Annotated in this window: 25 protein-coding genes; 12 read left to right on the top strand and 13 right to left on the bottom strand. The window is 71.8% G+C overall.

Annotation, left to right across the window (positions count from 1 at the left end):
• Positions 1 to 19 precede the first annotated feature (19 nt).
• Genes OG373_RS28550 through OG373_RS28540 form a run of 3 tightly spaced genes read right to left on the bottom strand, consistent with a single transcriptional unit; the run spans position 20 to position 2,829 of the window.
• Entirely contained in the window at positions 20 to 976 is a 957-nt protein-coding gene (locus tag OG373_RS28550) for an alpha/beta hydrolase fold domain-containing protein (RefSeq protein WP_405441166.1), read from the bottom strand.
• Positions 973 to 1,704, bottom strand: a complete 732-nt coding sequence (locus OG373_RS28545; RefSeq protein ID WP_405441165.1) for an SDR family NAD(P)-dependent oxidoreductase — start codon at positions 1,702 to 1,704, stop codon at positions 973 to 975. Before OG373_RS28545 ends, OG373_RS28550 begins: the two co-directional genes overlap by 4 nt.
• A gap of 3 nt (positions 1,705 to 1,707) precedes the next feature.
• Entirely contained in the window at positions 1,708 to 2,829 is a 1,122-nt protein-coding gene (locus tag OG373_RS28540) for an LLM class flavin-dependent oxidoreductase (RefSeq protein WP_405441163.1), read from the bottom strand.
• 111 nt (positions 2,830 to 2,940) lie between these two features.
• Between OG373_RS28540 and OG373_RS28535 the strand changes: the two genes are divergently transcribed.
• The 4 genes from OG373_RS28535 to OG373_RS28520 are packed head-to-tail and all read left to right on the top strand — an operon-like array spanning position 2,941 to position 5,426.
• Positions 2,941 to 3,543: a helix-turn-helix transcriptional regulator gene (locus OG373_RS28535; RefSeq protein WP_405441161.1), complete on the top strand. Its 603-nt coding sequence runs from the start codon at positions 2,941 to 2,943 to the stop codon at positions 3,541 to 3,543.
• Positions 3,540 to 4,268, top strand: a complete 729-nt coding sequence (locus OG373_RS28530) for a VWA domain-containing protein (RefSeq protein ID WP_405441160.1) — start codon at positions 3,540 to 3,542, stop codon at positions 4,266 to 4,268. The genes OG373_RS28535 and OG373_RS28530 overlap by 4 nt, the downstream gene beginning before the upstream one ends.
• A 37-nt stretch (positions 4,269 to 4,305) precedes the next feature.
• A complete protein-coding gene (locus tag OG373_RS28525; protein WP_405441158.1) occupies positions 4,306 to 4,830 on the top strand; it encodes a pyridoxamine 5'-phosphate oxidase family protein in 525 nt (174 codons plus the stop codon).
• Entirely contained in the window at positions 4,830 to 5,426 is a 597-nt protein-coding gene (locus OG373_RS28520; RefSeq protein WP_405441156.1) for a hypothetical protein, read from the top strand. The genes OG373_RS28525 and OG373_RS28520 overlap by 1 nt, the downstream gene beginning before the upstream one ends.
• A gap of 30 nt (positions 5,427 to 5,456) precedes the next feature.
• Here the strand turns inward: OG373_RS28520 and OG373_RS28515 are convergent, their stop codons facing one another.
• Positions 5,457 to 6,755, bottom strand: a complete 1,299-nt coding sequence (locus tag OG373_RS28515; RefSeq protein ID WP_405441155.1) for a DUF1906 domain-containing protein — start codon at positions 6,753 to 6,755, stop codon at positions 5,457 to 5,459.
• A gap of 185 nt (positions 6,756 to 6,940) precedes the next feature.
• Complete coding sequence (locus OG373_RS28510) at positions 6,941 to 7,879, bottom strand: NAD-dependent epimerase/dehydratase family protein (RefSeq protein ID WP_405441153.1); 939 nt, start codon at positions 7,877 to 7,879, stop codon at positions 6,941 to 6,943.
• Positions 7,880 to 7,991: 112 nt separating this feature from the next.
• On the opposite strand from OG373_RS28510, the gene OG373_RS28505 reads away from it, so the two are divergent.
• Positions 7,992 to 8,954: a GlxA family transcriptional regulator gene (locus OG373_RS28505; protein WP_405441152.1), complete on the top strand. Its 963-nt coding sequence runs from the start codon at positions 7,992 to 7,994 to the stop codon at positions 8,952 to 8,954.
• Between the two features lie 61 nt (positions 8,955 to 9,015).
• On the opposite strand, the gene OG373_RS28500 is transcribed toward OG373_RS28505, so the two are convergent.
• From OG373_RS28500 to OG373_RS28490, 3 genes are read right to left on the bottom strand one after another with little or no spacing between them, the layout of a single operon-like run.
• Positions 9,016 to 10,050, bottom strand: coding sequence for an ABC transporter permease (locus OG373_RS28500; RefSeq protein ID WP_405441151.1), 1,035 nt, complete (start codon positions 10,048 to 10,050; stop codon positions 9,016 to 9,018).
• The gene (locus OG373_RS28495) at positions 10,047 to 10,940 is read right to left on the bottom strand and encodes an ABC transporter ATP-binding protein (RefSeq protein WP_405441150.1); all 894 of its coding nucleotides are present in this window, start codon (positions 10,938 to 10,940) and stop codon (positions 10,047 to 10,049) included. The genes OG373_RS28500 and OG373_RS28495 overlap by 4 nt, the downstream gene beginning before the upstream one ends.
• Positions 10,937 to 11,344 (bottom strand): GntR family transcriptional regulator, encoded by a 408-nt coding sequence (locus OG373_RS28490; protein WP_189736102.1) that lies wholly within the window; start codon positions 11,342 to 11,344, stop codon positions 10,937 to 10,939. The genes OG373_RS28495 and OG373_RS28490 overlap by 4 nt, the downstream gene beginning before the upstream one ends.
• Positions 11,345 to 11,531: 187 nt before the next feature.
• Here OG373_RS28490 and OG373_RS28485 point away from each other — a divergent pair, with 187 nt between their 5' ends.
• From OG373_RS28485 to OG373_RS28470, 4 genes are read left to right on the top strand one after another with little or no spacing between them, the layout of a single operon-like run.
• Positions 11,532 to 11,861 (top strand): PadR family transcriptional regulator, encoded by a 330-nt coding sequence (locus OG373_RS28485; RefSeq protein WP_405441149.1) that lies wholly within the window; start codon positions 11,532 to 11,534, stop codon positions 11,859 to 11,861.
• A 2-nt stretch (positions 11,862 to 11,863) separates the two neighbouring features.
• Positions 11,864 to 12,250: a DUF1048 domain-containing protein gene (locus OG373_RS28480; RefSeq protein WP_405441148.1), complete on the top strand. Its 387-nt coding sequence runs from the start codon at positions 11,864 to 11,866 to the stop codon at positions 12,248 to 12,250.
• A complete protein-coding gene (locus tag OG373_RS28475) occupies positions 12,247 to 13,077 on the top strand; it encodes an alpha/beta fold hydrolase (protein ID WP_405441147.1) in 831 nt (276 codons plus the stop codon). The genes OG373_RS28480 and OG373_RS28475 overlap by 4 nt, the downstream gene beginning before the upstream one ends.
• A complete protein-coding gene (locus tag OG373_RS28470; RefSeq protein ID WP_405441145.1) occupies positions 13,061 to 13,609 on the top strand; it encodes a GntR family transcriptional regulator in 549 nt (182 codons plus the stop codon). Before OG373_RS28475 ends, OG373_RS28470 begins: the two co-directional genes overlap by 17 nt.
• Here the strand turns inward: OG373_RS28470 and OG373_RS28465 are convergent.
• Both OG373_RS28465 and OG373_RS28460 read right to left on the bottom strand, forming a co-directional pair.
• A complete protein-coding gene (locus tag OG373_RS28465; protein ID WP_405441143.1) occupies positions 13,581 to 13,781 on the bottom strand; it encodes a DUF397 domain-containing protein in 201 nt (66 codons plus the stop codon). The two genes, OG373_RS28470 and OG373_RS28465, sit on opposite strands and share 29 nt — an antisense overlap.
• The gene (locus tag OG373_RS28460; RefSeq protein WP_405441142.1) at positions 13,766 to 14,602 is read right to left on the bottom strand and encodes a helix-turn-helix domain-containing protein; all 837 of its coding nucleotides are present in this window, start codon (positions 14,600 to 14,602) and stop codon (positions 13,766 to 13,768) included. Before OG373_RS28460 ends, OG373_RS28465 begins: the two co-directional genes overlap by 16 nt.
• Before the next feature lie 193 nt (positions 14,603 to 14,795).
• On the opposite strand from OG373_RS28460, the gene OG373_RS28455 reads away from it, so the two are divergent.
• Complete coding sequence (locus OG373_RS28455) at positions 14,796 to 15,227, top strand: hypothetical protein (protein WP_405441140.1); 432 nt, start codon at positions 14,796 to 14,798, stop codon at positions 15,225 to 15,227.
• 313 nt (positions 15,228 to 15,540) lie between these two features.
• Here the strand turns inward: OG373_RS28455 and OG373_RS28450 are convergent, their stop codons facing one another.
• The 3 genes from OG373_RS28450 to OG373_RS28440 all read right to left on the bottom strand — a co-directional run bounded on the left by OG373_RS28450 (position 15,541) and on the right by OG373_RS28440 (position 22,664).
• Complete coding sequence (locus OG373_RS28450; RefSeq protein WP_397735091.1) at positions 15,541 to 17,001, bottom strand: glutamate synthase subunit beta; 1,461 nt, start codon at positions 16,999 to 17,001, stop codon at positions 15,541 to 15,543.
• On the bottom strand, positions 16,994 to 21,559 hold the full coding sequence (gene gltB, locus OG373_RS28445; protein WP_405444228.1) for a glutamate synthase large subunit: 4,566 nt from the start codon (positions 21,557 to 21,559) through the stop codon (positions 16,994 to 16,996). The genes OG373_RS28450 and gltB overlap by 8 nt, the downstream gene beginning before the upstream one ends.
• A 373-nt stretch (positions 21,560 to 21,932) precedes the next feature.
• On the bottom strand, positions 21,933 to 22,664 hold the full coding sequence (locus OG373_RS28440; RefSeq protein ID WP_030385523.1) for a VIT1/CCC1 transporter family protein: 732 nt from the start codon (positions 22,662 to 22,664) through the stop codon (positions 21,933 to 21,935).
• 259 nt (positions 22,665 to 22,923) lie between these two features.
• Here OG373_RS28440 and OG373_RS28435 point away from each other — a divergent pair, with 259 nt between their 5' ends.
• Both OG373_RS28435 and OG373_RS28430 read left to right on the top strand, forming a co-directional pair.
• The gene (locus OG373_RS28435; protein ID WP_189963424.1) at positions 22,924 to 23,910 is read left to right on the top strand and encodes an ADP-ribosylglycohydrolase family protein; all 987 of its coding nucleotides are present in this window, start codon (positions 22,924 to 22,926) and stop codon (positions 23,908 to 23,910) included.
• Positions 23,907 to 25,439 carry an ADP-ribosylglycohydrolase family protein gene (locus OG373_RS28430; protein WP_405441139.1) on the top strand — a complete coding sequence of 511 codons (1,533 nt, stop codon included), beginning with the start codon at positions 23,907 to 23,909 and terminating at the stop codon, positions 25,437 to 25,439. Before OG373_RS28435 ends, OG373_RS28430 begins: the two co-directional genes overlap by 4 nt.

Here is a 25,439-nt window from a genome sequence, read left to right as displayed (position 1 = left end):
GGATCCGCCACCCCATCCGTCATGCCTCCGCCGCGCGGACCCCCGCCACCCAGGCCCCGGCCGCCCGCAGCGCGGCGGCGCCCGCCGGGAGCTGCAGGCCCAGGAAGCCGTGGAAGACCCCCGGGTGCAGCTGGACCGCGCAGTCGACGCCGGCCCGCGCCAGGCGGCGGGCGTACGCGAGGCCCTCGTCGCGCAGTACGTCGCAGTCGGCGAGGACGATCAGGGCGGGCGGCAGGCCCGACAGGTCGGGGGCGCGCAGCGGCGAGACGTGCGGGTGCTCCGGGTCGCCGCCGTACCGGTCCCAGTACCAGGCCATGTGGGCGGCGGTGTGGAAGTGGCCCTCCGCGTACGTCTCCACGGAGGCGGAGTCCATCGAGGCGTCCAGCGGCGGATAGAACAGCAGCTGCCCGGCGACGAGTCCGGGTGCGCGCAGGGCGGTCACGGCCGCGAGGTTGCCGCCGCTGGAGTCCCCCGCCAGCACCACCCGGCCGGGGTCGCAGCCGAGCGCGCGGGCCCGGTCCCGGGCCCAGAGCAGGACGGTGAGCGCATCGTCGGGCGCGGCCGGCCAGGGGTGCTCCGGGGCGAGCCGGTAGTCCGCCGAGACGACCACCGCGCCCGCGGCCAGCGCCAGGGAGCGGCAGGTCGCGTCGTGGCTGTCGAGCCCGCACATCACCCAGCCGCCGCCGTGCAGGAAGATCACCAGCGGGCGGTCGGCCGGGCCGGGCGCGGGATCGTAGATCCGGACCGGGACCCCGCCCGCGACCGTGTCGGAGACCGAGGCCACGGCCGGGCCCGGGCGGCCGGATCCGGACGTCGCCGCCGCCCGCAGGGCGCGGGCGTCGCCCGGGCCCGGGAAGCCCGCCGTCATCGCGTCGCACAGCCGCCTGGCCTCCGGGGACAGCGGGTCCGTCGTCGGGAAGTCGGAGTCGAAGCCGGAGTCGGAGTCGAAGCCGGAGTCGGAGTCGGAGTCGCTCACGCGGCCGTCATCCCCCCGTCCACGGTGAATTCGGTGCCGGTGATGTACGAGGACGCGTCCGAGCAGAGGAAGAGGACGAGCTCCCCGACCTCCTCCGGGCGGCCGATGCGCCCCAGCGGTACGTGCGACCAGTCCCGGCCCGCGACCGCCTCGGCCACCATCGGGGTGTCGATGGCCCCCGGGTGCACCGAATTGACCCGGATCCGGTCCCCGGCGAGGTCGAGCGCCGCCGACCGGGTCAGCCCTCGCAGCCCGAACTTGGTGGAGCCGTAGGCCGCGTGACCGGGTATCCCGACCAGGCCGGCGGTGGAGGAGATGTTGACGATCGAGCCGCCCCCGCCCGCGCGCAGCACCGGCGCCACCGCCTGGATGCCGAGGAACGGCCCGAGCAGATTGACCCGCAGGAGCGCCTCGAACTCGTCGAGCCGCTGCCGTTCCACGTGGGCCGTACGCCACAGGGCCGCGTTGTTGACCAGGGCCGAGACCGTCCCGAAGGCGCGGACGGCCTCCTCGACCACCGTCGCCCAGCTCGCCGGGTCGGCCACGTCGTGGCGTACGTACAGCCCCTGGTCGCCGAGTTCTTCGGCCACCGCCCGGCCCTCGTCCTCCCGTACGTCGGTGACCACGACCCGGGCCCCGGCGCACGCGAACAGCCGGGCCTCGGCGGCGCCCTGGCCGCGTCCGGCGCCGGTGATCACGACGACCTTCCCTTCGAGGCGCTCCGCCACGGCTCAGCCCTCCAGCGCGCGGAAGTGCGGGATGACCTTCTCGCCCCACTGGCGGATGGTCTCCATGCAGACCTCCTGGGGGACGGTGCCCATCTGGATCAGGCACATCACCTCGTCGACGCCGATGTCGCGCAGCTGCTCGACGTAGGCGATGGCGGTCTCGGCGCTGCCGTACGCGTGCTCCGCGTTGTAGGTGCCGGTGTCGACGGGGCGGGCGGGGATGTTCGCCTCGTGCAGCCGGGCGACGAGTTCTTCCCGGCCCCGGGCCAGCGCGCCCGCGTGGTCCTCTTCCTCCGCGTACCCGGTCGGCTCGGGGCCGTTCCCGTACCAGTGGGCGATGGACTCGGCGAAGAAGCGCTGCCCGCGGGTGCCCAGTCGCAGGGCCCGCTCGGCGTCGTCGAGGACGATGGTCGGGCAGAGGGCGGAGAGGTGGTCGTTGACCTCGGTGGAGACCAGGCGCTCACCGGTGCGGGTCGCGATGGCCTCGTCGTAGACCTTGCGCATGGTGCGTACGTCGTCGGCGCCCGCGAAGCCCATCACCAGGGCCCCGATGCCGAGTTCGGCGGCCAGCTTGAGGGTGTCGTGTCGGGAGCAGGCCATGAACAGCGGCGGGTGCGGGTCCTGGACCGGGCGGGGCAGGATCGCGCCGGGGCCGATGTCGAGGGAGCCGTGCCATTCGAACGTCTCCTCCCGCCAGGCCGAGGAGAAGATCCGCAGGGCTTCCTCCGTCTGCGGGCCGGTGTCCTCGGTCCTGACCCCGTACATGGACATCTCCTGGCGGGTGGCGCCGCGCCCGGCGCCGATGTCGACGCGGCCGCCGCAGAGCACGTCGAGCATGGCCGCGCGCTCGGCGACGCGCACCGGGTGCTGGTAGCCGAAGGGCATGGTGACGACGCCGTGGCCGATCCGGATCCGGCGGGTGCGGGCGGCCACCCAGGTCAGGAAGATCTCGGAGGCGCTCATGTGCGCGTACTGCGTCAGGGAGTGGTGCTCGACGGCCCAGATCCGGTCGAAGCCCATCTCCTCGGCGTGGACGGCCTGTTCGACGCAGTCGTGGATGACCTGGCGTTCACGTTCGGGGGTGGGGTCGACGAGCTGCGCCTCGAAGATCATCGAGAACTTCACGGTGAGGTCCCTCCGTCCGGAGTTCGGGAGCACTCTTTCTAATAGGAATACTTCTAGCAGGCATACTCCGCACGGGGAAGGGCGCCGGGGGCCGGTCGTAGACTGCGCTGCGTGGCAGACGAGACGAACAAGCGCACGCTCCCCGCGACCAGCTGGGCGGTGCTCGGGCTGCTCTCCTTCGGAGAGGAGCTCTCCGGTTACGACCTGAAGAAGTGGTCGGACCGGTCGCTGCGGTTCTTCTACTGGAGCCCGTCCTTCAGCCAGATCTACAGCGAGCTCAAGCGGCTGGAGAAGGCCGGCTACGCCTCCTCGCGGATGGTCGCCCAGGACACCGGGACGCGCGACAAGCGGGTGTACCGGATCACGGACGAAGGCATGGCGGCCGTACGGGAGTGGGCCCGCGAGGCCCCCGTCGACCCGCCCGTCCTCAAGCACGGACCGATGCTCCGACTGTGGCTGGGCCACCTGCTGGAGCCGGAGCAGATGCGCGAAGTCCTCGGCCGGCACCAGGAGTTCGCGGAGAGCATGCGCCGTCACGCGGTGGCCGACGCGGAGAGCGCGCAGGACGAGAGCGCCTGGGCGTACCCGACGCTCACCCTCCGGTGGGCCGAGCGGTACTACGCCTCCGAGCGCGACCTCGCGGCCGCGATGCTCGACGACATCGACGCACTGGCCGCCGGGCGGGACGGGCGCGGGCGTACGCTCGGCCCATGACGGGCAGTGCGATCAACCTCCGCAAGGTGGAGGAGACGGCTCCGGCGCTCGTCAGCCTCTACAAGAGCGCCGGGGTCTCCCTGCGCAAGTACGGCCTGGAGGGCGGGCGGGCCGCGGTCTACCTGGTTCTGGACTACTCCGGCTCGATGCGTCCGTACTACGCGGACGGTAGCGTGCAGGCCCTCGCGGACCGGGTCCTGGGACTGTCCGCCCATCTGGACGACGACGCCCGGGTGCCGGTGGTCTTCTTCTCCACCGAGGTCGACGCGGTGGAGGAGATCTCCCTGGCCGGGCACGCGGGCCGGGTCACCGAGATAGCCGCCCGGCTGGGCCACATGGGCAGGACCGCCTACCACGCGGCGATGGACGCGGTCATCGACCACTACCTGGACTCGGGGTCGACGGCCCCCGCCCTGGTCGTCTTCCAGACCGACGGCGGGCCGATCAACAAGCTCGCGGCGGAGCGGTACCTGTGCAAGGCGGCCCGGCTGCCGCTCTTCTGGCAGTTCGTCGGCTTCGGCAACACGCGCAGCACCCAGTTCGACTTCCTGCGCCGACTGGACGAGCTGCCGGTTCCGGCGATGCGGGCCGTGGACAACGCGGGCTACTTCCACGCGGGACAGGACCCCCGGAAGGTGCCGGACGGCGAACTCTACGACCACCTTGTCGGGGAGTTCCCGGCCTGGCTGGCGGCGGCGCGCGGTGCGGGCATCGTGCGCGCCTGACCGGTGACGACCGGGGCCACGCGCTTTGATGGGACGCATGACGACGACCAACTGGGCAGCGTTCGAGAAGGCGGAGCCGGAGTTCGCGGCGGCCGTCCGGGCCCGCTTCGCGCAGTACCCCCACCATGTCCTGGCCACCCTCCGCAAGGACGGCTCCCCCCGGGTGACGGGGCTGAACGTCGGTATCCGGGGCGGGGAACTGTGGCTCGGGATGATGGCCGGCTCGATGAAGGCCAAGGACCTCCAGCGCGACCCGCGCTTCGCCCTGCACACCAATCCGGGCGAGGGCGAGAGCATGCCGGACGGGGACGTACGGATCTCCGGACGCGCGGTGGAGCTCCTGGACCCGCCGGAACTGCACCGGTACGCGGAGGAGACCGAGACCCCGCACCCGTTCCACCTCTTCCACGCCGACCTGACGGAGGTCGTCCACGTCGGCGTGGAGGGCGACGACCTGGTGATCCGCACGTGGACCCCGGGGCACGGCCTGCACACCCTGCGCCGGGGCGACGACGACGAACCGCCCCGGGAGGATCCGGCCGAAGGCGGTGCGGCCGGCTGATGGGACGGGGGGTGCAGGAAGGCCGGCTCGACGCGTGGACGTGGTCGGACGCGCTCAGGCTGTACGAGTGGGTCAGCACGTTCGTCGCCGTCGCCCCGCGCGGACACGACGATTGGTGGCTCGACGTGGGCGCACTCATGCGTCTCGAAACCCGGGACCCCCGGGGCTGGGAATCCGTCGACCCCTTCGAGGGCGAGGAGGAACGCCTCGACGATCCGCTGTTCCCGTGGCTGGAGACGCCCGCCACGCCCGCGGACGCGGACCGGTACCGGCCCAGGGCGGGCGAGCTCCCCCGGTCCTCGGCCCGGTCGCTGCTCGTCCTGCTCACCGTCGCGGCGAACAGTACGGACGTCTCGCGGACCCCGGGCCGGGAGGAGCGCCGGCCGGACCGGGAACGCCGCGCCGATGCGCTCCTCTCGCGCTTCCCCGACGGCACGCGCTTCCACACCGACCTCGGCGGGAAGGGCGACCGGCCCGACTTCTACGCGCTGTCCTCCCGCGGCCACGACCCCTTCAGCTCCTACGACTGGGACGCCGGGCTGATCGCCGTCAACGACGACGAAGTCGCCATGTTCTGGAACTTCCAGAACACCTGATCCGAGTGATCCGAGGAGGTCGACCACGGCCTAGATCCGCGGCTTCTTGTCCTTCCGGGCGAGGGCGGTCGGGTCCACGTCCACCCAGCTGCGGTCGATGTTGAGGGTGACCCCGCCGTAGGTGGCGTCGTGGTCGCCGCGGAACTGGTGGGCCCGGCGCGGGCCCGCCCACTTGGCGGTGCCCTTCGCCAGGCCCATGTCGGCGTCGCCCACGGTGGCCGAGAGGTTCCAGCGGGCGGCCCAGAGCACGTCGGGCATGGCCTGCGGGGCCTGGCGGTAGTGGGCGCTGAGGGCCTTGACCCCGGAACTCACGGAGACGTAGGCGGCGGAGCGGTAGCCCAGCTCGTGCAGCCGCTGCGTCCAGGCGGTCAGGTAGGCGACGACCGGGGCGTCCCAGGTGGCGCGGTCCGTGTAGTTCTCCAGGTCGTTGTAGAGCACCGTGCCCACGGGCAGCCGCAGCGACCGGGCCGCGTCCACCGCGCCCTCGGCGGCCTCCCGGCCCTGCGCGGCGGCCTCGGAGGGGTCGGTGGACAGGCCGGTGCCCGCGTTGTGCCAGGGCTGCGGGCCCACCCAGATGGGCATCAGGTGCCAGCCCGCGGCGGCCTGCCGTTCGACCCAGCGGGCCGTGAGCCGCGGCTGGGCGCAGGCCCGGGCCCGGCCGCCGATGTAGACGCCGATCGCGCCGAAGGGGGAATCGGCCCGCCAGGTGTCCATGGCCTTCTGGGTGGGGGCGGTGCAGGCGTCGAAGCCCTCGCCCTTGAAGGGTTCCTGGGCGCTACGGGGACCCGGGCCTCCGGCGGCCGGCACGGCGACGACGGGGGCCGTGGCGTGCGGGGTGTGCGGGGGCGCTGCGGCGCGCGCCTGCGCCAGTACCCGGCGTACGGCGTCGGGCGTGGCCCCGTAGGAGACGGTGGCCATGACCTCGGCCCGGCGCAGGGCGTACCGCAGTTCGTTGCTGTCGGAGCGGGGCGGGGCCTCGCGCAGGGTGCTCCAGGAGTCCACGGTGACGGTCGGGATGTCGGCGCGCTCCGGGGCCTTGCCCAGGGGTTCGAGGTGCAGGGTGCCGGCGCGGACGGCGACGGCCCGGCCGGTGCATTCGGCCTGGGTGCCGGCGTGGCCGAGGTACAGGGTGGGCAGGTCGAGGCGCACGCACGCGTCGGGGTTCCGATCGAGGTCGACGACCCGCCAGTCGGCGGGGAGGGCAACGCGCAGACCGTGGTACTCGACGATCCGGCCGCCGTCGCCGTCGCCGTCGTCGGCGGAGGGCTGGACGGGAATCAGCAGGGCGGCGCCGAGCAGGCCGCTCAGCAGCATTCGGATGGGGGCCATGATCCAGATGGGTACCAGACGGCGGGCACCTCAACTGTCGCGAGAGGCCCCGCAGATGCTCCGTCCGGCCCAGGGCCCGGCAGGAGCATCCCCGGCCCTTCCCCATCAGGTCACCCGCACGAGCGAATCGGGCTCGGCCCCGTCGGTCGGTACGCCGCAGGCCCGGGAAGCCGCGCCCGCCGGTCTCACCGCCCCGTCCGCGCCGACGGCGGCCCGGTGGAGATCAACTCCTTCAGCACGTGGTCCAGTTCGGTGGCCCGTACGCCGAGCAGGCGCTCGGTGTCGGAGGCGTCGAGGCGCAGCTCGCCGTCGTACTGGTAGGCCATCTCCGGCATCTCGGCCATCACCGGGTCCGCCGCAGCCGCCGCGTCGAGTTCCTCCCGCGTCGTGGTCCTGAGCCTCGGGCTCGGCGCGCCGGCGGCTGCGGCCAGTCGCCCCATCAGCTCCCTCGGGGACAGTTCGGAGGTGGAGGGCACGTGCCAGGCGCGGCCCCAGCCGTCTTCCCGCCCGCCGACCGCGATCAGGGTCCGCGCGACGTCTTCCGTATAGGACCAGGCGTGCGGCGCGTCGAGGCCGACCGGCAGCACGGCCTCCTCGCCGGCCAGTACGGCGGGCACGGCCAGGAGGGGGAAGAGTCCGAGGACGTCCGCCCCGAGGAAGTCACCGGCGCGCACTTCGGCGACCCGGACCCGCCCGGCCCGGTGCGCGGCCAGCGCCTCCTCCCACATGGCGGCGCGAACCCGTCCCTTGTCGGAGTTGGGCCTCATGGGCAGGTCGGGCGTGAGGGGGCCTTCGACGGGCCCGTACCCGTACACGTTGCCCAGCATCATGTAGTCGGTGCCGGTCCGCTCGGCGGCGGCGAGCAGTGAGGCGGCGAGGGGCGGAAAGGCGGTCCGCCAGTCCTGGTAGGCGGGCGCGGCCGCGTTGTAGAGGGTCCGGGCGCCCTGCAGCAGCTCGGCGAGCCGGTCGGTGTCGGTGATGTCGGCGGCGACCCGCTCGACGAGCGGAAGATCGGGCCCGCCGCCGCTGCGGGTGATGACGCGGACCCGCTCACCGGATGCGGCGAGCAGGCGCGCGGCGGCGGTGCCGATCGCACCGGCGCCCGTGATGACGTGCAGAGCCATGGTTGTACTCCTGTGCTGGTACGACGAGTTGCTGTTGTTGACAGGTCAACTCTCGTCCCGGGCGCGGCCGTACAGTAGTGGCTGGAATGCCAGCAATCCGGAGATTCGAGCCATGCCAATCGCTCCCCCGCACCGCGTCGCGGTCATCGCGTGCCCGCCGGTCACCACCTTCGACCTGTCGATCCCGGGGGTGGTGTTCGGCGCGACGACCCTCGGCGAGCAGCCTGCGTACGAGGTGACGGTCTGCACGCTCGTCCCCGGCGTGGTGCCGGCGCGGTACGGCACGGACGTCGTGGTGCCGCACGGCCTGGAGGCGGTGGAGCGGGCCGACACGGTGATGGTCACGGGGACGGCCGACCGGGAGGGCCCCGAACCCCAGGTACTGGACGCCCTGCGGGCCGCCGCCGCGCGGGGCGCTCGCATCGCCTCCATCTGCACGGGTGCCTTCGTCCTCGCGCAGGCGGGTCTCCTGGAAGGCCGCCGCGCCACGACCTTCTGGACGGCGTCCGCGGAGTTCGGGCGGCTCTTCCCCGAGGTCGACCTCGTGCCCGGCGTGCTGTTCGTCGAGGACGGCAGGGTGCTGACGTCGGCGGGCATGTCGGCCGGGATCGACCTGTGCCTGCACCTGGTGCGCCGCGACTACGGCGCCGCCGTCGCGAACACCACGGCCCGTCTGGTCGTGGCGGCTCCCGTACGGCCGGGCGGCCAGGCCCAGTTCATCGAGACCCCGCTCCCGCCCGAGCGCGGCACCTCCCTGGCGGCCACCCGCGCCTGGGCGCTGGCCCGCCTGCACGAGCCGACGACCCTGGCCGAGCTGGCCCGGCACGCGGGCACGAGCACCCGCACCCTGACCCGCCGCTTCCGCGCGGAAACGGGCCTCAGCCCCCTCCAGTGGCTGCTGCACCAGCGCCTGGACCGCGCCTGCGAGATCCTGGAGACCACCACCCTCCCGATGGACCAGGTGGCCGCCCGCAGCGGGCTCGGCACGGCGGACTCCCTCCGCGCCCACCTGACCCGCCACACGGGTCTGACTCCGAGCACCTACCGCGCCACGGCGCGGGCCCGACGGCCGTAGAGTCGAGGGAGCGGCCGAAGCCAGTTGCGTTGGCTTCGGCCGCCCTTTTGCCCTCGTCCGGTCAGGCCGCCCGACGGCGCAGCCACCAGGCGCAGAACGCGGCCAGCAGTCCGGAGAGCGCGAGGAAGATCCCGGTCTCGATCCACTGGAAGGTCCAGTAGCGGTCGGCGGGCTGGTAGTCGACCTCGATGTGGTGCTTCGAGGTGGCGAAGCACTCGAAGGGCTCCTTCTCGCGCTCCGCGCAGCCCTCGGCGCCGCGGACCTCCTTGCCGGAGGCGTCGAGGACCGTACCGAGATCGGACACGACCCAGACGCCGGGCTTGAGGACCCCGATCCGCAGGTGGGCGTCGCCTCCGGAGCCCTTCAGCTGGATGTGGTTCCCGTTCCAGCCGTCCTTCGGCGCACCGGACTCCTCGCCGCCGCCGACCGGCGCCATGACGAGGGAGCTGAGCGCGACATCGGTGTGCTCCGGCGCCATGAAGTGCGGGCGGATCGCGTAGGGCACGAAGATCTGCACCGCGAGGAAGACGGCGAGGGTCGCGGCCATCGCGGGCACGGTGCGCCGGATCAGGAGTCCGGCCGAGGCGCCGAGGGTGAAGGCGAACGCCGCGTAGCCGAGGGGGACGACCCCGCGGCCGCTGAACATCAGTGCGGTGAACCGGTCCAGGTTGACCCGGTCGATGGGACTCGCCCACCAGGTCACCAGGAGGCTGAGCACCCCGGTGACGGCGACGGCGATCAGGCCGACGGCCCCGAGCTTGACCAGGAGCCAGCGGCCGCGGGTGATGCTCTGGTTCCAGATGAGCCGGTGGGTGCCGGTCTCCAGTTCACGGGCGATCAGCGGGGCGCCCCAGAAGATCCCGATGATGCCGGGCGTGGCGAGCAGCAGGCTCGTGACGTAGTAGGTCAGGGTCTGGTACTCGACGACCAGGGCGTTCTTCGCCGATCCGCAGTCGCTGCCGCAGCCGGCGACGGTGCTGTCGTAGACCTCGCGCATCCGGAGGCCGGTGACCACGAGGAATATCGCGATCGCGGCCAGGACGGCGAGCGCGGCGAGGGTCTGGACGCGGTATTGGCGCCAGGTCAGCCAGATCATCGCTGGTTCTCCCGGGTGGGTCGGGGGCCGGGCCCGGCCGTGGCCTGACTCATGTAGGTGAGCACGAGGTCCTCCAGGTTGAGGGGCTCCAGGACCCAGGAGGGGTCCTGGACCGGCTTGTCGGAGCGCACGATGAAGGTGCTCTGCCGCTCGGTGTGGGTCTCCTGGATGACCTGAATGCCCTGGGGCAGGGTGGCCGCCTCGCGGCGGGCGGTGGTGAGCCGGAAGTGGGTGGCGAGCAGGTCGTCGACGTCGCCCGCGACCTGGACCCGGGAGGCGACCAGCGAGATCAGGTGGTCGCAGACCCGTTCCAGGTCGGACACCAGGTGCGAGGAGAGCACGACGGTGGTTCCGTGTTCGGCGACGACTTCCATCAGGCTCTGCAGGAACTCCCGGCGGGCCAGCGGGTCCAGGGCGGCGACGGGCTCGTCGAGGATCAGCAGCTCGGGCCGTTTGGCGACGGCGAGGGTCAGTGCCACCTGGGCGCGCTGGCCGCCGGAGAGCCTGCCCGCCTTCTGGGCGGGGTCCAGGCCGAGCTGCCGGATCCGGTCCTGCGCCAGCTGCGCGTCCCAGCCCGGGTTGAGCCGGGCGCCCAGCTGCAGGTGGTCGGCGATGGACAGCCCGGCGTAGGTGGGGGTGTCCTGGGCGACGAACCCGACCTTGGCGAGCTGCACGGGCCCGGAGGCGGGCCGGCCGCCGAGCACCTCGATGCTGCCGGAGGTCGGGCCGATCAGCCCGCAGGCCAGCTGCAGCAGGGTCGACTTCCCGGCCCCGTTGGGCCCGACCAGGCCGACGACCCGCCCGGACGGCACGCTCAGGGTGCAGTCGCTCAGCGCCTCTTTGCGGCCGTACCGCTTGCCCAGCGCGCGGGCTTCCAAGATTGCGGTCATTTCTCCTCTTCGATGTGCGGGTCCGTGCCGGTGCGGGCGCGGAAGGTGCTCAGGAACAGGGCCTCGATGCTCTCCTCGCCCAGCCCGGCGGCCCGCGCCTTGTCGAGCCACAGCTGCAACTCCCGGCGCAGCGGCTCATGCTCGGAGAGCGAGTCGTCGCTGAGCGTGCCGGAGATGAACGTGCCGACCCCGGGCTTCTTCGCGACCAGGCCCTCGTACTCGAGCTCCCGGTAGGCCTTGAGCACGGTGTTCGGATTGATCGCCACGCCGGCCGCGACGTCCTTGACGGTCGGCAGCCGGTCCCCTTCGGACAGCAGCCCCAACCGCAGGGCCTGACGGACCTGGTGGACGAGCTGCATGTACGGAGCGACGCCGGACCGGGCATCGAGGTGAAACTCGATCACTGTCCTCCTCTATTCATCTAGCTTCCTAGCACTATAGGACTCTACATATGCGGTGACTGTCAACCACCGTTCGAGCGGGCGAAGTTGCCCGGACCTCCGGGCTATTCGGCCTTGCTAGGTACCGGTAGTCAGCGTTACGGTGTACCAGTACTCAGCAACACCGAATAGCTCAGGGAGGAGGTGTTCCATGCCCAAACTGCTGACGGAAATGCTCAAGGGCACGCTGGAGGGCATCGTCCTCGCGACCCTGTCCGGCCGGCCCGCGTACGGCTACGAGATCACGGCATGGCTGCGGGAGCAGGGGTTCTCCGACATCGCCGAAGGGACCGTCTACGCGCTGCTCATCAGGGTCGAGAGGCGCGGTCTCGTCGACGTGGAGAAGGTCCCTTCCGAGAAGGGGCCGCCGCGCAAGGTGTACTCCCTCAACGCCGAGGGGCGGGAGTACCTCGAAGAGTTCTGGAGGACCTGGAGCTTCCTCACGGAACGACTGGACCAGCTCCGCGAAGGGGGCGAGTAACCATGTCCGATAGCGAGAAGAGCGGTTTCATCGCGAAGGTGATCGGACCGAAGAAGCGCTGGAGGGCGTACAAGGCGCGCGTCAAGGAGCTCCCCGAGAGCCGGCGCACGGCGGTCGAGGCGATCGAGCGGTACCTGATGCACTTCGTGCCGACCGACGGCGACAGCAACGCGTCGATGTTCGAAGACCTCGCCGACCTGTTCGAGCAGGCCGCGGCGGACGGAACGCCGATCCGCGAGATCGTCGGGGAGGAACCGGTGGAGTTCGCCGACGCGTTCGCCCGGAACTACTCGGAGGGCGGCTACGTCCCCGCCGGCGCGAAGAAGCAGCTGACCGAAGCCCTCGCCCGCGCCGAGGAGGCCGAGGAAACGACCGGGGGCACGGTATGACGGCGTTATGGACCGGCATGGTGCCGGTCGACGACACGGCCCTGGCCGCCACCGACACCGGCGGCCCCGGCACCCCCGTCGTGTACCTCAACGGCCACTTCGCCACCCAGGGGTACTGGCGGCGGGTCATCGCCGACCTGGGGCCCCGGTGGCGGCACATCACCTACGACGAGCGGGCCCGCGGCAGGAAGTCGAAACGCTCGGCCGAGTACTCCTTCGAGGCGGCCGTCCGGGACGTCGACGCCGTGCTCGCGGCCAGGGACGTGGACCGGGCGCTGGTGGTGGGCTGGTCCTACGGGGCGTTCGTCGGGGCCCACTGGGCGAGCCGCAATCCGGACCGCGCCCTCGGTGCGGTCCTGGTGGACGGCGCACAGCCGTACGACTGGCTCACCGAGGAGATGGAGCAGGGGATCCGCAGGTCCTTCAAGCGGATGGGCCCGCTCATGCCACTGCTCCGCCCGACGGGCCTGACCCCGCGGATGACCGCCGAGGAGATGGCGAACAGCAACATCGAGGTCGGCCGGCTCGCCCGCGAACGCGAACTGGGCCCCGTACTGGACGACATCACCGTCCCGGTGCGGTACGTACTGGCTTCGGGAACGCCCTTCGGGAGCAAGGGCGACGAGCAGGAACGGATCCGCGCCGGCCTCGACCCGGTGTTCCGGCGCAAGCCGAACATCCAGCTCAGCGCGAAGGCCCCCAGCAACCACGGCGCGATCCTGAGGAAGGACGCCCCGGCCGTCGCCACAGCCGTACGCGAGGTCGCCGCCCTCGCCCACGACGAGCGCCGGCGCCCCTACCGTGGAGGCCATGGAGTGGACCAGTGAGTCGATGCCGTATCTGACCGCGCGCCCGCCCGGCGCGGCGGACGCCTGGACGGACGAGGCCGCGGGGGCAGGGCGGCGGGGCAGTCAGCGCATCCTGCGCGCAGGAGTAACGGCAGCCACCGCCGCCGTTGCCGCCATGCTCGGCCTGGCGGCCGGAAGCACGGTCGTGGTACGCCGCAGGGTCATTGAACTCGATGGCGAGCCGACCGAGTTGACGGACACCTACTATCCCCCGGACATCGCCGCGGGAACCCCACTGGCCGGTACGGCGAAGATCCGCGGCGGCGCCGTGACGCTGCTGGCCGCCCTCGGGCACATCGGCGTACGGGTCGTCGAGGACGTGACGGCGCGGATGCCACGTGAGGAGGAACGTGAGCAACTTCGCCTCGGCGCGGGCGAACCGGTGCTCCGCCTGGCCCGCACCACCTACGACGCGGCGGACCGCCCGATCCAGGCGGACGTGATGCTCATGCCGGCCGGGCGCCAGCAGCTGCGCTACGAGATCAGGCTCGCTCCTTCAGAGCCCGGATGAACGGATCCCATGCGGCTGCCGGAAACACCAGCACCGGACCGGCACCCGCCAGCTTGGTGTCCCGGACGGGGACGACGCCGGGGAGGTCGTCGGAGACCTCCACGCACTCGCCACCGTCTCCGTTGCTGTACGAGGACTTGCGCCAGGACAGGCCGTTCACGTCTGCGCACATTTCGCATGCTCCTCCGCCACCGACTCGATCAAAACCAGGGACGCCTCCGGCGACAGCGCGGCAGCCCTGGCAAGATCGTATGACCTCCAGTGACGCGCAACCAGGGCCGGATAGTCGAGCAACTGCCCCGCGTGGGGCCCCTCTGTGTAGGCCGCGTCGGGTGCGTCAGCGAACTGCATGATGCGTACATACGCTCCCAGAGCGCCATGGGCACCCGCCGAGAACGGCACCACCTGCACGGTGATCCGGTGGGCGCGGATATATGACGAGATATGACGCAGCTGAGCAGCCATCACAGCGTGACCGCCGACTGCCGAACGCAGTACAGCCTCGTGCAGAACGACCCACAATTCGGGGGTAACCGGATCATCAAGAAGTCGCGCACGCTCTACGCGGGCCGCAACCAGGGAATCGACACGTTCCGCCAGTCCCGTGGGACTTGCGGCCCGAATTACAGCGCGGGCGTAGTCCCCTGTCTGGAGCAGCCCGGGAACCAACGTGGGGCCGTAGTCGAAGATGGCCGCCGCCAGGCGTTCCAACTCGGCCGCTTCGGCGAAGTACTCGACGTGCTTGGACTTGAACGCCCTGGCCAGGCGGACGAAGTAGTCCCCGGTGCCGAACACCTTGTCGATCAGCTCCGCGATCTCCGGACGCAGCCTCCGCGTGCCGCACTCCATCTGCCCGACGTACGCACCGCTCGTGAAGATCCGCTCGCCCAGACCGTCCTGGCTCAGCCCGGCCGCTTCCCGGTGACGCCGCAGCTCCTCGCGGGCGAACTCCTGCGGAGTCTGCGCTCCACCCAGATTCTTCGGCTTGGCCATGAGCCAACTCCCCGCTTCCGCAGTGCCCTTGCTCCACGAAAAGCGTAGTCCCCGCCGAGTCCACGAAACAGCGGAAGGCATTGATACGACTACGCAACGCCACAGCGCCGGCCGGGAAGAGGAAGGCCGCTGTCAGTGCCGCTGGTTAACGTGAGTGGTGTCAGTCGTAACCGAAGACACCACGGGGGATCACATGAAGCAGGCACACGGGCGCGGCAAGGCCGCCGCGATCGCCGCACTGACCACGGCGCTCACGCTGACGCTCGCGGTCGGAACGGCCCAGGCCTCATCGGGGGGCGAGATCATCGGGTACCCCGGGCCCGACGGGCTGATCTGGATACCCGAGCAGGCCGGTTCCAGCGGCTTCGTCTCGGGCGGCCTCTCGCCCCGGCTGGACACGTTCATCACCTTCGGCTGCGCGGGCGGCGGCACCATAGAGGTGGCCTTCCGCCTCGACAACCACCCGGACCGCAACCCTGCCCCCTTCACGGTCGACTGCCCCGAGAGCGACCCGGCGCGCGTCACCGTCCCCCTCGGCACCGGCCTCCAGGGCGGATTCGGGGCCTGGGTGACGGCCTCGGCCCCGTCCACCCGCTGGGGCGCCACGGTCGTCCAGCCCGAGTAGCCCCGAACACGCCACAGCGCCCGCCATCCCTGGTCGGGGACATGGCGGGCGCTGTGTCGGAGTTCCGCACACCGTTGTACGGACCGCATGAGGGGTCTCCCGCAGGGGAGGGGTACTGCCGACGACACGGGCCGCGCACCGACGGTCGGAGGCCGGCGCAGCCGGGCGAAGCCCGGGAGGCCGCCTGCGGCCGAGCGGTGCGAGCACGGCGTCCGGAAGGAGCCGTGGCGGGCGATGTGTCGGGAGTTCCGTACGCCGTTGTACGGACCGTATGAGGGGTCCCTCCCCCGGAGGGGAGGGGGGTACTGCTACGTCAGACGGTCAGAGAACGATCCGTCGGCTTGACCGGGTACGGGAGGGCGCTGCTGCCGGTCAGGAAGCGGTCCACGCCGCGGGCGGCCGAGCGGCCTTCCGCGATGGCCCAGACGATGAGCGACTGGCCGCGGCCCGCGTCGCCGGCGACGAAGACGCCGTCCACGTTGGTCGCGTAGGAGGCGTCGCGGTCGATGTTGCCGCGGGCGTCCAGCTCCAGGCCGAACTGCTGGACCAGGCCGTTCGCCTGGTCGGTGCCCGTGAAGCCCATCGCCAGGGTGACCAGCTGCGCGGGGAGGACGCGCTCGGTGCCGGGCTTCTGGACGAGCTTGCCGTCCTCGAAGGCGACCTCGATCAGGTGCAGGGACTGGACGTTGCCGTCCTCGTCGCCCTCGAAGTGGGTGGTGGAGACGGAGTAGACCCGCTCGCCGCCTTCCTCGTGGGCCGAGGTGACCTTGTAGAGCATCGGGAAGGTCGGCCAGGGCTGGTTGGCGTTCCGCTCCTCGCCCGGCTTGGGCATGATCTCCAGCTGGGTGACCGAGGCCGCGCCCTGGCGGTGGGCGGTGCCCACGCAGTCCGCGCCGGTGTCGCCGCCGCCGATGACGACCACGTGCTTGCCCTCGGCCGTGATGGGGGGCGCCATGAAGTCGCCCTCCTGGACCTTGTTGGCGAGCGGCAGGTACTCCATCGCGAAGTGGATGCCGTTCAGCTCGCGGCCCGGGGCCGGCAGGTCGCGGGAGACGGTCGCGCCCGCCGCGATGACCACCGCGTCGAACCGCTTGCGCAGGTCGGTGGCGGTGATGTCGCGGCCGACCTCGATGCCGGTGCGGAACTTGGTGCCCTCCGCGCGCATCTGCTCGATGCGGCGGTTGATGTGCACCTTCTCCATCTTGAACTCGGGGATGCCGTAGCGCAGCAGGCCGCCGATGCGGTCGGCTCGCTCGTACACGACCACGGTGTGGCCGGCCCGGGTCAGCTGCTGGGCGGCGGCCAGACCGGCCGGGCCGGAGCCGATGACGGCGGCGGTCTTGCCGGACAGCCGCTCCGGCGCCTGCGGGGTGACGTCGCCGTTGTCCCACGCCTTGTCGATGATCGAGACTTCGACGTTCTTGATGGTCACGGCGGGCTGGTTGATGCCGAGCACGCACGCCGACTCGCACGGGGCCGGGCACAGCCGCCCGGTGAACTCCGGGAAGTTGTTCGTCGCGTGCAGTCGCTCCGACGCGGCGGTCCAGTCCTCGCGGTACGAGAAGTCGTTCCACTCCGGGATCAGGTTCCCGAGCGGGCACCCGTTGTGGCAGAACGGGATGCCGCAGTCCATGCAGCGGCCGGCCTGCTTGCTGATGATCGGGAGCAGGGAGCCCGGAACGTAGACCTCGTTCCAGTCCTTCAGCCGGTCGGCGACGGGACGGGTGCAGGCGGTCTCGCGCGCGGTGGTGAGGAAGCCCTTCGGGTCAGCCATTGGTCGCCGCCTCCATCATCTTCTCCGTGGTCTCGGATTCCGAGAGTCCGGCGAGCTCAGCGGCGTCCTTGGCGGCGAGCACTGCCTTGTACGTGGTGGGGATGATCTTGCTGAAGCGGTCCACCGCGACGGACCAGTCAGCCAGGAGCTTCGCGGCCACGGTCGAGCCGGTCTCCTCCTCGTGGCGGCGCACCACATCGTGCAGCCACTGCTTGTCGGTGTCGGACAGGGCCTCGACGGCGCCCGCGTTCCCGACGTTGACGTTGTGCGGGTCGAGGTCGATGACGTACGCGACGCCGCCCGACATACCGGCCGCGAAGTTGCGGCCCGTCTCGCCCAGGACGACCGCCCGGCCACCGGTCATGTACTCGCAGCCGTGGTCGCCCACGCCCTCCGAGACGACCAGCGCACCCGAGTTGCGGACGCAGAAGCGCTCGCCGGTGCGGCCGCGCAGGAACATCTCGCCGCCGGTGGCTCCGTAGCCGATGGTGTTGCCGGCGATGGTGGAGTACTCGGCGAGGTGGTCGGCGCCGCGGTCCGGGCGGACCACGATGCGGCCGCCGGAGAGGCCCTTGCCGACGTAGTCGTTGGCGTCGCCCTCCAGGCGGAGGGTGATGCCCTTCGGCACGAAGGCGCCGAAGGACTGGCCGGCGCTGCCGGTGAAGGTCAGGTCGATGGTGTTGTCGGGCAGGCCCGCACCGCCGAACTTCTTGGTGACCCGGTGGCCGAGCATGGTGCCGACGGTCCGGTTGATGTTGCGGATCGCGACCTGGGCGCGGACCGGGAGGGCCGCTTCGGCGGTGGCGGCGTTCAGGGCCTCGGAGGCGAGCTCGATCAGCTCGTTGTCGAGGGCCTTCTCCAGACCGTGGTCCTGCTCGATCAGGGCGTGGCGCACCGCGCCGTCGGGCAGCTCCGGCACGTAGAAGAGCGGCTCCAGGTCGAGACCCTGCGCCTTCCAGTGCGTGACGGCCTTGGTGGTGTCGAGCAGCTCGGCGTGGCCGACGGCCTCCTCGATCGTGCGGAAGCCCAGCTCGGCGAGGATCTCGCGCACCTCCTCCGCGATGTACTCGAAGAAGTTGACGACGAACTCGGGCTTGCCGGAGAAGCGGTCGCGCAGGACCGGGTTCTGGGTGGCGATGCCGACCGGGCAGGTGTCCAGGTGGCAGACGCGCATCATGACGCAGCCGGAGACGACGAGCGGCGCGGTCGCGAAACCGAACTCCTCGGCGCCGAGCAGCGCGGCGATGACCACGTCGCGGCCGGTCTTGAGCTGGCCGTCCGTCTGGACGACGATCCGGTCGCGCAGCCCGTTGAGCAGCAGGGTCTGCTGGGTCTCGGCGAGGCCGAGCTCCCAGGGACCGCCCGCGTGCTTGAGCGAGGTGAGCGGGGAGGCGCCCGTTCCGCCGTCGTGGCCGGAGATGAGGACGACGTCCGCGTGGGCCTTGGAGACACCGGCGGCGACCGTACCCACGCCGACCTCGGAGACCAGCTTCACGTGGATGCGGGCGACCGGGTTGGCGTTCTTGAGGTCGTGGATCAGCTGAGCCAGGTCCTCGATGGAGTAGATGTCGTGGTGCGGCGGCGGGGAGATCAGGCCGACGCCCGGGGTGGAGTGCCGGGTCTTGGCGACCCACGGGTAGACCTTGTGGCCGGGCAGCTGGCCGCCCTCGCCGGGCTTGGCGCCCTGCGCCATCTTGATCTGGATGTCGTCCGCGTTGACCAGGTACTCCGAGGTCACACCGAAGCGGCCGGAGGCGACCTGCTTGATGGACGAGCGGCGCGCCGGGTCGTACAGGCGGTCCGGGTCCTCGCCGCCCTCACCGGTGTTGGACTTGGCGCCCAGCTGGTTCATGGCGATGGCGAGGGTCTCGTGCGCCTCCTTGGAGATGGAGCCGTACGACATGGCGCCGGTGGAGAAGCGCTTGACGATGTCGGCGACCGACTCGACCTCGTCGATGGAGATGGCCTCGCGGTCGGCCTTGAAGCCGAACAGGCCGCGGAGCGTCATCAGGCGCTCGGACTGCTCGTTCACCCGGGCCGTGTACTGCTTGAAGATGTCGTACCGGCGGTTGCGGGTGGCGTGCTGGAGGCGGAAGACCGTCTCCGGGTCGAACAGGTGCGGCTCGCCCTCGCGGCGCCACTGGTACTCGCCGCCGATCTCCAGGGCGCGGTGCGTGGCCGCGATGCCGGAGACGGGGTACGCCTTGGCGTGGCGCGCGGCCACCTCCTTGGCGATGACGTCCAGGCCGGCGCCGCCGATCTTGGTGGCGGTGCCGTTGAAGTAGGTCTCGACGAACTCGTCGTTCAGGCCGACGGCCTCGAAGACCTGGGCGCCGCGGTAGGAGGCGACGGTGGAGATGCCCATCTTGGACATGACCTTCAGGACGCCCTTGCCGAGCGCGTAGATCAGGTTCTTGATGGCCTGCTCCGGCTCCAGGCCGGACAGGAAGGTACCGGCGCGCAGCAGGTCCTCGACGGACTCCATGGCGAGGTACGGGTTGACCGCGGCGGCGCCGTAGCCGATGAGCAGGGCGACGTGGTGGACCTCGCGGACGTCACCGGCCTCGACCAGCAGGCCCACCTGGGTGCGCTGCTTGGTGGCGATGAGGTGGTGATGCACGGCGGAGGTGAGCAGGAGCGACGGGATCGGCGCGTGCTCGGCGTCCGAGTGGCGGTCCGAGAGGACGATGAGGCGGGCGCCGTTGGCGATCGCCGCGTCGGCCTCGGCGCGGATCTGCTCGATCCGGGCGGCCAGGGCCTCGCCGCCGCCGGAGACCCGGTAGAGGCCGGAGAGCGTGGCGGCCTTCATGCCGGGCATGTCGCCGTCGGCGTTGATGTGGATGAGCTTGGCCAGCTCGTCGTTGTCGATCACCGGGAAGGGCAGGGTGACGCTGCGGCAGGACGCGGCGGTCGACTCCAGCAGGTTGCCCTGCGGGCCGAGCGAGGACAGCAGCGAGGTGACGAGCTCCTCGCGGATGGCGTCCAGCGGCGGGTTGGTGACCTGCGCGAAGAGCTGGGTGAAGTAGTCGAAGAGCAGCCGGGGGCGCTCTGACAGGGCCGCGATCGGGGAGTCCGTACCCATGGAGCCGAGCGGCTCGCCGGCGGTACGGGCCATCGGCGCGAGGATGACGCGCAGCTCTTCCTCGGTGTAGCCGAAGGTCTGCTGGCGGCGGGTGACCGAGGCGTGGGTGTGCACGATGTGCTCGCGCTCGGGCAGGTCCGACAGCTCGATCTCGCCGGTCTCCAGCCACTCCGCGTACGGGGCGGCGGCGGCCAGCTCGTTCTTGATCTCGTCGTCCTCGATGATCCGCTTCTGGGCGGTGTCGACGAGGAACATCTTGCCGGGCTGCAGGCGGCCCTTGCGGACGACCTTGGCCGGGTCGATGTCGAGGACGCCGACCTCGGAGCCGAGGACGACGAGGCCGTCGTCGGTGACCCAGTAGCGGCCGGGGCGCAGACCGTTGCGGTCGAGGACCGCGCCGACCTGGGTGCCGTCGGTGAAGGTGACGCAGGCCGGGCCGTCCCAGGGCTCCATCTGGGTGGAGTGGTACTTGTAGAACGCGCGGCGGGCCGGGTCCATGGAGGTGTGGTTCTCCCACGCCTCCGGGATCATCATCAGCACGCTGTGCGGGAGCGACCGGCCGCCGAGGTGGAGCAGCTCCAGGACCTCGTCGAAGGAGGCCGAGTCGGAGGCGTCCGGGGTGCAGATCGGGAAGATCCGGTCCAGCACGCCCTCGCCGAAGGCCTCGGAGGCCAGCTGGGACTCGCGGGCCTTCATCCAGTTGCGGTTGCCCTTGACCGTGTTGATCTCGCCGTTGTGCGCGACGAAACGGTACGGGTGGGCGAGCGGCCACGACGGGAAGGTGTTCGTGGAGAACCGCGAGTGGACCAGGGCGAGCGTCGAGGCGAAGCGACGGTCGGAGAGGTCGGGGAAGAAGGGCTCCAGCTGGCCGGTGGTCAGCATGCCCTTGTAGACGATGGTGCGGGCGGAGAGCGACGGGAAGTAGACACCGGCCTCGCGCTCGGCGCGCTTGCGCAGCACGAAGGCCTTGCGGTCCAGCTCGATGCCCGTGCTCCCGCCCCCAGACTCCGTCCGGGAGGTGCCCCCTGAGACGAAGAGCTGGGAGAAGGCCGGCATGGTGGCGCGGGCGCCGTTGCCGAGCAGGTCCGGGGTGACCGGGACCTCGCGCCAGCCGAGGACCGTGAGGTTCTCCTCGGCGGCGATGGCCTCGATCTGCTCCACGGCGACGGCCTGTGCGGTGCCGTCGGCGGGGAGGAAGGCGATACCGACGGCGTAGCCACCGGCCTCGGGGAGCTGGAAGCCGGCCACCTCGCGCAGGAACGCGTCCGGGACCTGGCTGAGGATTCCGGCGCCGTCGCCCGAGTCCGGCTCGGAGCCGGTCGCGCCGCGGTGCTCGAGGTTCCGCAATACGGTCAGGGCCTGCTCAACGAGCGTGTGGGTGGCCTCGCCGGTGAGGTTCGCCACGAATCCGACGCCACAGGCGTCCTTCTCGTTGCGCGGGTCGTACATGCCCTGCTGGGCGGGGCGACCGTCCATGGGCGACCAGGCGGTGGTGCTGGGGCCGGTCGCGGAGTGCGTGGATGCGGAACGCATCGGCTCTCCCGTCGTCGTCGTGGCATATGTGCATAGCCGAGGGACGACGTTGGCCCTCTGCGAAATTTCGTGCAGATTACATGATGACGACAATCCCGAGAAGCGGATACGCCATTCCAGCATGCGGACACTGCACGAGGCAGAAAGAGGGAACTTTCGCGGCGCGCTACGGCTGTATCGCGGGGCGGAAGTCCCGGTGCAGGGCGGGCATCGTTGCCCGGAGCCCTGGTGTGATGCCCGGCGGACACGGATTCGAAACCGCCGAGTAACGGACTACTTATGTGGTGCGCTGCATAGTGTCTCACTCCAGCCGCGGTCAGCCTATGGCTCCACCGATCCAGGTTCCCAGGATGTACGTCACACCCGCGGCCGCGCCACCCAGCGCCAGCTGGCGTACTCCGCTGTACCACCAGGACCGGGCCGTGACCCGGGAGACGACCGCCCCGCAGGCGAAGAGTCCGGCCAGCGCGAGCAGCACCGCGGGCCACAGGGCCGTGGCCCCGAGCAGGTACGGCAGGACGGGGAGAAGCGCCCCCAGCGCGAAGGATCCGAAGGACGAGACCGCCGCGACCAGCGGCGAGGGAAGGTCGTCGGGGTCGATCCCGAGCTCCTCGCGGGCATGGATCTCCAGCGCCTGCTCGGGATCGCGGGACAGCTGCATGGCGACCTCGCGGGCGAGCGGCGGCTCGACGCCCCGGGAGACGTAGAGCTCGGCGAGCTCTTCCATCTCGTCCACCGGGTGCTTGCGCAACTGCTGCCGTTCCACGTCCAGTTCGGCGAGGACCAGCTCGCGCTGCGAGGCGACGGAGGTGTATTCACCGGCCGCCATGGAGAAGGCGCCGGCCGCGAGACCCGCCAGCCCGGTGATGACGACGGTCTGCGGGGCGACGGCGCCGCCGGCCACACCGGTCATCAGCGCGAGGTTGGAGACGAGCCCGTCCATGGCACCGAAGACGGCCGGCCGCAGCCATCCACCGTTGACGTCGCGGTGGGTGTGGTTGTCACGGTGGGCGGTGTGCAGTGGTGCTTCGATGTCGATGATGGACATGCGGCGTATCTCCCCAAATATGCGAACGGGCGGCGTGAGGCGTTCCGCTCCCCCTGAACACCTCGAAACTACGCACGATTTCCGCCGCCCGCCAGCAAGGAAGGCCGTACTTACCTGGGCTTTTGCGGATCGGCGACCGGGTGACGGGGGTGTACGCGGGGTGTTTCGCGACGAGCGACAAACCACATGCCATGGCACAAATCCCCCAGGGGCTCATGATGAGCCCCATCCAATGTGGGAGAGGCGCGCCATGGAGCCGGTGAAGCTGATTGCATGCAATCCGCAGGTCCTCCTCGAACGGGCCAGGGGCGCTCTTCTCGGACTCGCGGTGGGCGATGCGCTGGGCGCCCCCGCGGAGAACATGAAGCCGTCGGAGATCCGGGCGAAGTGGGGCCGCATCGAAGGCTTCGTGTCGGAGGACCCGGCGGGCACGGACGACACCGAGTACGCGATCTTCTCGGGGCTGCTGCTGGCCCGCCACGGCTCGGCGCTCACCGTCTCCCACGTGGAGCGGGCCTGGCACCACTGGATCGCCGACCTCGACGAAGGCCCGTTCCGGGGCGCCGGTTTCTCCGAGCGCGGCACCCTGGAGAACCTCCGCCGGGGCCTGGCCGCACCCATCTCGGCCCAGCACCGGCACGCCTGGTCGGACGGTCTGGCCATGCGGGCGGCGCCGTTCGGCGTCTTCGCCGCGGGCCGGCCGGCGGAGGCGGCCCGGCTGGTCGCCATCGACGGCTCGGTCAGCCACGACGGCGAGGGCATCTACGGCGGCCAGGCGGTCGCGGCGGGCGTCGCCGCGGCAATGGCGGGCGGCTCCCCGGCGTCGGTGGTCTCGGCGGCCCTGTCCGTCATCCCGTCCGACTCGTGGACGGCCCGCTCCCTGCGCCGGGCGGTCACCGCCGCCCCGCGCGGCGAACGGGCGGTGCGCTCGGCGGTGGTCATCGGCGGCTACCCGTGGACCGACCTGGCCCCCGAGGCGGTGAGCCTGGCCTTCGGCGCCTTCGCCGCGTGCCGGGGCGACTTCCCGTCCTCCGTCCTCACCGCGGTGAACATGGGCCGCGACGCCGACACCACGGCGGCCGTGGCGGGCGCCCTGGCCGGCGCCATGTCGGGCGCCGCGGCCATCCCCGCCGACTGGTCCTCGGCCATCGGCCCGGTCCGCGGCAGCTGCCTCCCCTCGATGCGGGGCTACCACGTCCTGGACATCGCGGACCTCCTCACCCCCGAATGCGAGGTCCCCCGATGACCCTCTCCCCGGACGACCTGACCACCACCGCACACCCCCTGCCCGAGGCCCCGCCGCAGCCCCCCGCGGCCCCGGCCGAGCGGCTGCCCCTGGGCCCGGCCTCGGGTACAGGACCGACTCCGTCGGAGCCCGGGTCCGGGGGCTTGTCCCCGGGTGGCCGAGCACCGGCCCCGGCCCCGCCGCGGGCGCTGCCGGGGCCGGCCCCGGCGAACCTGACCCCGGCCGCGGGGCCGCGTCCGGCGCTGCCCGAGCCGCCGCCGGCCCTGCCCCCGGGCACGCTGCGGGGCTCGGCGGGGGGCGGCCTCGCCCCCGCCCCCGGGACCGGGTCCCGGATCGTGGTCCGGACCGGGAACGGGACCGGGGTCCGCACCCCGGAACGCCCCGCCGAGCTCCCCGCAGGGGTCCCGGCAGGGGCCCGGCGCATCGAGGGCCTCCTCCTCGGGCTCGCCGCAGGCGACGCGGCCGGGTGGCCCGCCGCCCGCCACCGCGCCAGCCGGATGCCCGAGTGGACCCGCCGCCTCACCCGCGAGCTCGACACCTTCGCCGAGCAGAACGCCACCACCACCCTCCCCGTCCCCATCGCCCTCAACCAGCCCCCCGAACCGCTGCGCCTCGGCCCCTCCGACGACGCCGAATGGGCCGCCTTCGTCGCCGAGTCCGTACTCACCGCCGCCGGTGTGCTGCTCAGCGACCTCTCCCGGTCCCGCCGCATGCGCGCCGCCATCGACCTCGCGTGGAACGCCCTGGCCTCCGAGGTCGCCGCGGCGGCGGAACGCGCGCCCGAGGTCGAATCCGCCGTCCTCCCCCTCCGCGCCCGGATCTCCGTCCGCGCCGGGCTCGGCAACCTCGCCACCGGCCTGCGCCCGCCCGCCACCGGTCACGACAACCCGCACTACTTCGACGACGCCGCCTGCGTCCGTGCCTGCGTCCTCGCCGTCGTGCACCCCGGGGACGCCCGCGCCGCGGCCGACCTCGCCGAGTTCGACGCCCGCTACACCCAGGACGGCGACGGGGTGCACGGCGCCCGCGCCATGGCCGCCGCCATCGCCACCGCCCTCACCACCGCGGACGTCGACGCCGCCGTGGACGCCGCCCTCGCCCAGCTCCCCGAGACCACCGAGATCGGCCGCAACGCCCGGCACGCCGTCCGGCTCGCCCGCACCTACAAGGACGGCGGCGCCTTCGCCATCGTCCCCACCCTCGAACACGAGATCGTGGACCACGTCTACAGCTACGGGATCGCCGCCGCCGAGACCGTCCCCGTGGCCCTCGCCCTCGCCACCGCCGCCCGCGGCAGGATGGCCGAGGCCGTCCCGGCCGCCGCCTGCCTGTCCCGCGTCGCGGACTCCGCCCCCGCCCTGGCCGGCGCGCTGACCGGCGTACTCGGCGGCGGCGACTCGATCCCCGCCGCCTGGCGCGAGGCCTGCCGCACCCTCTCCGGCTGCGCCCTCCCCCGCCTCGCGGGTACCGACCTCGTGGAACTCGCCGCGCTCCTCGCGGCGACGGAACTCACCTCACCCAAGGGATGA

The organism is Streptomyces avidinii (assembly GCF_045161815.1).
GTDB classification, from domain to species: Bacteria; Actinomycetota; Actinomycetes; order Streptomycetales; family Streptomycetaceae; genus Streptomyces; species Streptomyces avidinii.
This window is presented reverse-complemented; position numbering and strand designations above follow the sequence as displayed.

Excerpts from the sequence above, each read along its gene's own strand:
- OG373_RS28530 (WP_405441160.1), top strand. The coding sequence starts at position 3,540 with ATGACGGGCAGTGCGATCAACCTCCGCAAGGTGGAGGAGACGGCTCCG.
- OG373_RS28525 (WP_405441158.1), top strand. The coding sequence starts at position 4,306 with ATGACGACGACCAACTGGGCAGCGTTCGAGAAGGCGGAGCCGGAGTTC.
- OG373_RS28520 (WP_405441156.1), top strand. The coding sequence starts at position 4,830 with ATGGGACGGGGGGTGCAGGAAGGCCGGCTCGACGCGTGGACGTGGTCG.
- OG373_RS28515 (WP_405441155.1), bottom strand. The coding sequence starts at position 6,755 with ATGGCCCCCATCCGAATGCTGCTGAGCGGCCTGCTCGGCGCCGCCCTG.
- OG373_RS28510 (WP_405441153.1), bottom strand. The coding sequence starts at position 7,879 with ATGGCTCTGCACGTCATCACGGGCGCCGGTGCGATCGGCACCGCCGCC.
- OG373_RS28505 (WP_405441152.1), top strand. The coding sequence starts at position 7,992 with ATGCCAATCGCTCCCCCGCACCGCGTCGCGGTCATCGCGTGCCCGCCG.
- OG373_RS28500 (WP_405441151.1), bottom strand. The coding sequence starts at position 10,050 with ATGATCTGGCTGACCTGGCGCCAATACCGCGTCCAGACCCTCGCCGCG.
- OG373_RS28495 (WP_405441150.1), bottom strand. The coding sequence starts at position 10,940 with ATGACCGCAATCTTGGAAGCCCGCGCGCTGGGCAAGCGGTACGGCCGC.
- OG373_RS28485 (WP_405441149.1), top strand. The coding sequence starts at position 11,532 with ATGCCCAAACTGCTGACGGAAATGCTCAAGGGCACGCTGGAGGGCATC.
- OG373_RS28480 (WP_405441148.1), top strand. The coding sequence starts at position 11,864 with ATGTCCGATAGCGAGAAGAGCGGTTTCATCGCGAAGGTGATCGGACCG.
- OG373_RS28475 (WP_405441147.1), top strand. The coding sequence starts at position 12,247 with ATGACGGCGTTATGGACCGGCATGGTGCCGGTCGACGACACGGCCCTG.
- OG373_RS28470 (WP_405441145.1), top strand. The coding sequence starts at position 13,061 with ATGGAGTGGACCAGTGAGTCGATGCCGTATCTGACCGCGCGCCCGCCC.
- OG373_RS28465 (WP_405441143.1), bottom strand. The coding sequence starts at position 13,781 with ATGTGCGCAGACGTGAACGGCCTGTCCTGGCGCAAGTCCTCGTACAGC.
- OG373_RS28460 (WP_405441142.1), bottom strand. The coding sequence starts at position 14,602 with ATGGCCAAGCCGAAGAATCTGGGTGGAGCGCAGACTCCGCAGGAGTTC.
- OG373_RS28455 (WP_405441140.1), top strand. The coding sequence starts at position 14,796 with ATGAAGCAGGCACACGGGCGCGGCAAGGCCGCCGCGATCGCCGCACTG.
- OG373_RS28450 (WP_397735091.1), bottom strand. The coding sequence starts at position 17,001 with ATGGCTGACCCGAAGGGCTTCCTCACCACCGCGCGCGAGACCGCCTGC.
- gltB (WP_405444228.1), bottom strand. The coding sequence starts at position 21,559 with ATGGACGGTCGCCCCGCCCAGCAGGGCATGTACGACCCGCGCAACGAG.
- OG373_RS28440 (WP_030385523.1), bottom strand. The coding sequence starts at position 22,664 with ATGTCCATCATCGACATCGAAGCACCACTGCACACCGCCCACCGTGAC.
- OG373_RS28430 (WP_405441139.1), top strand. The coding sequence starts at position 23,907 with ATGACCCTCTCCCCGGACGACCTGACCACCACCGCACACCCCCTGCCC.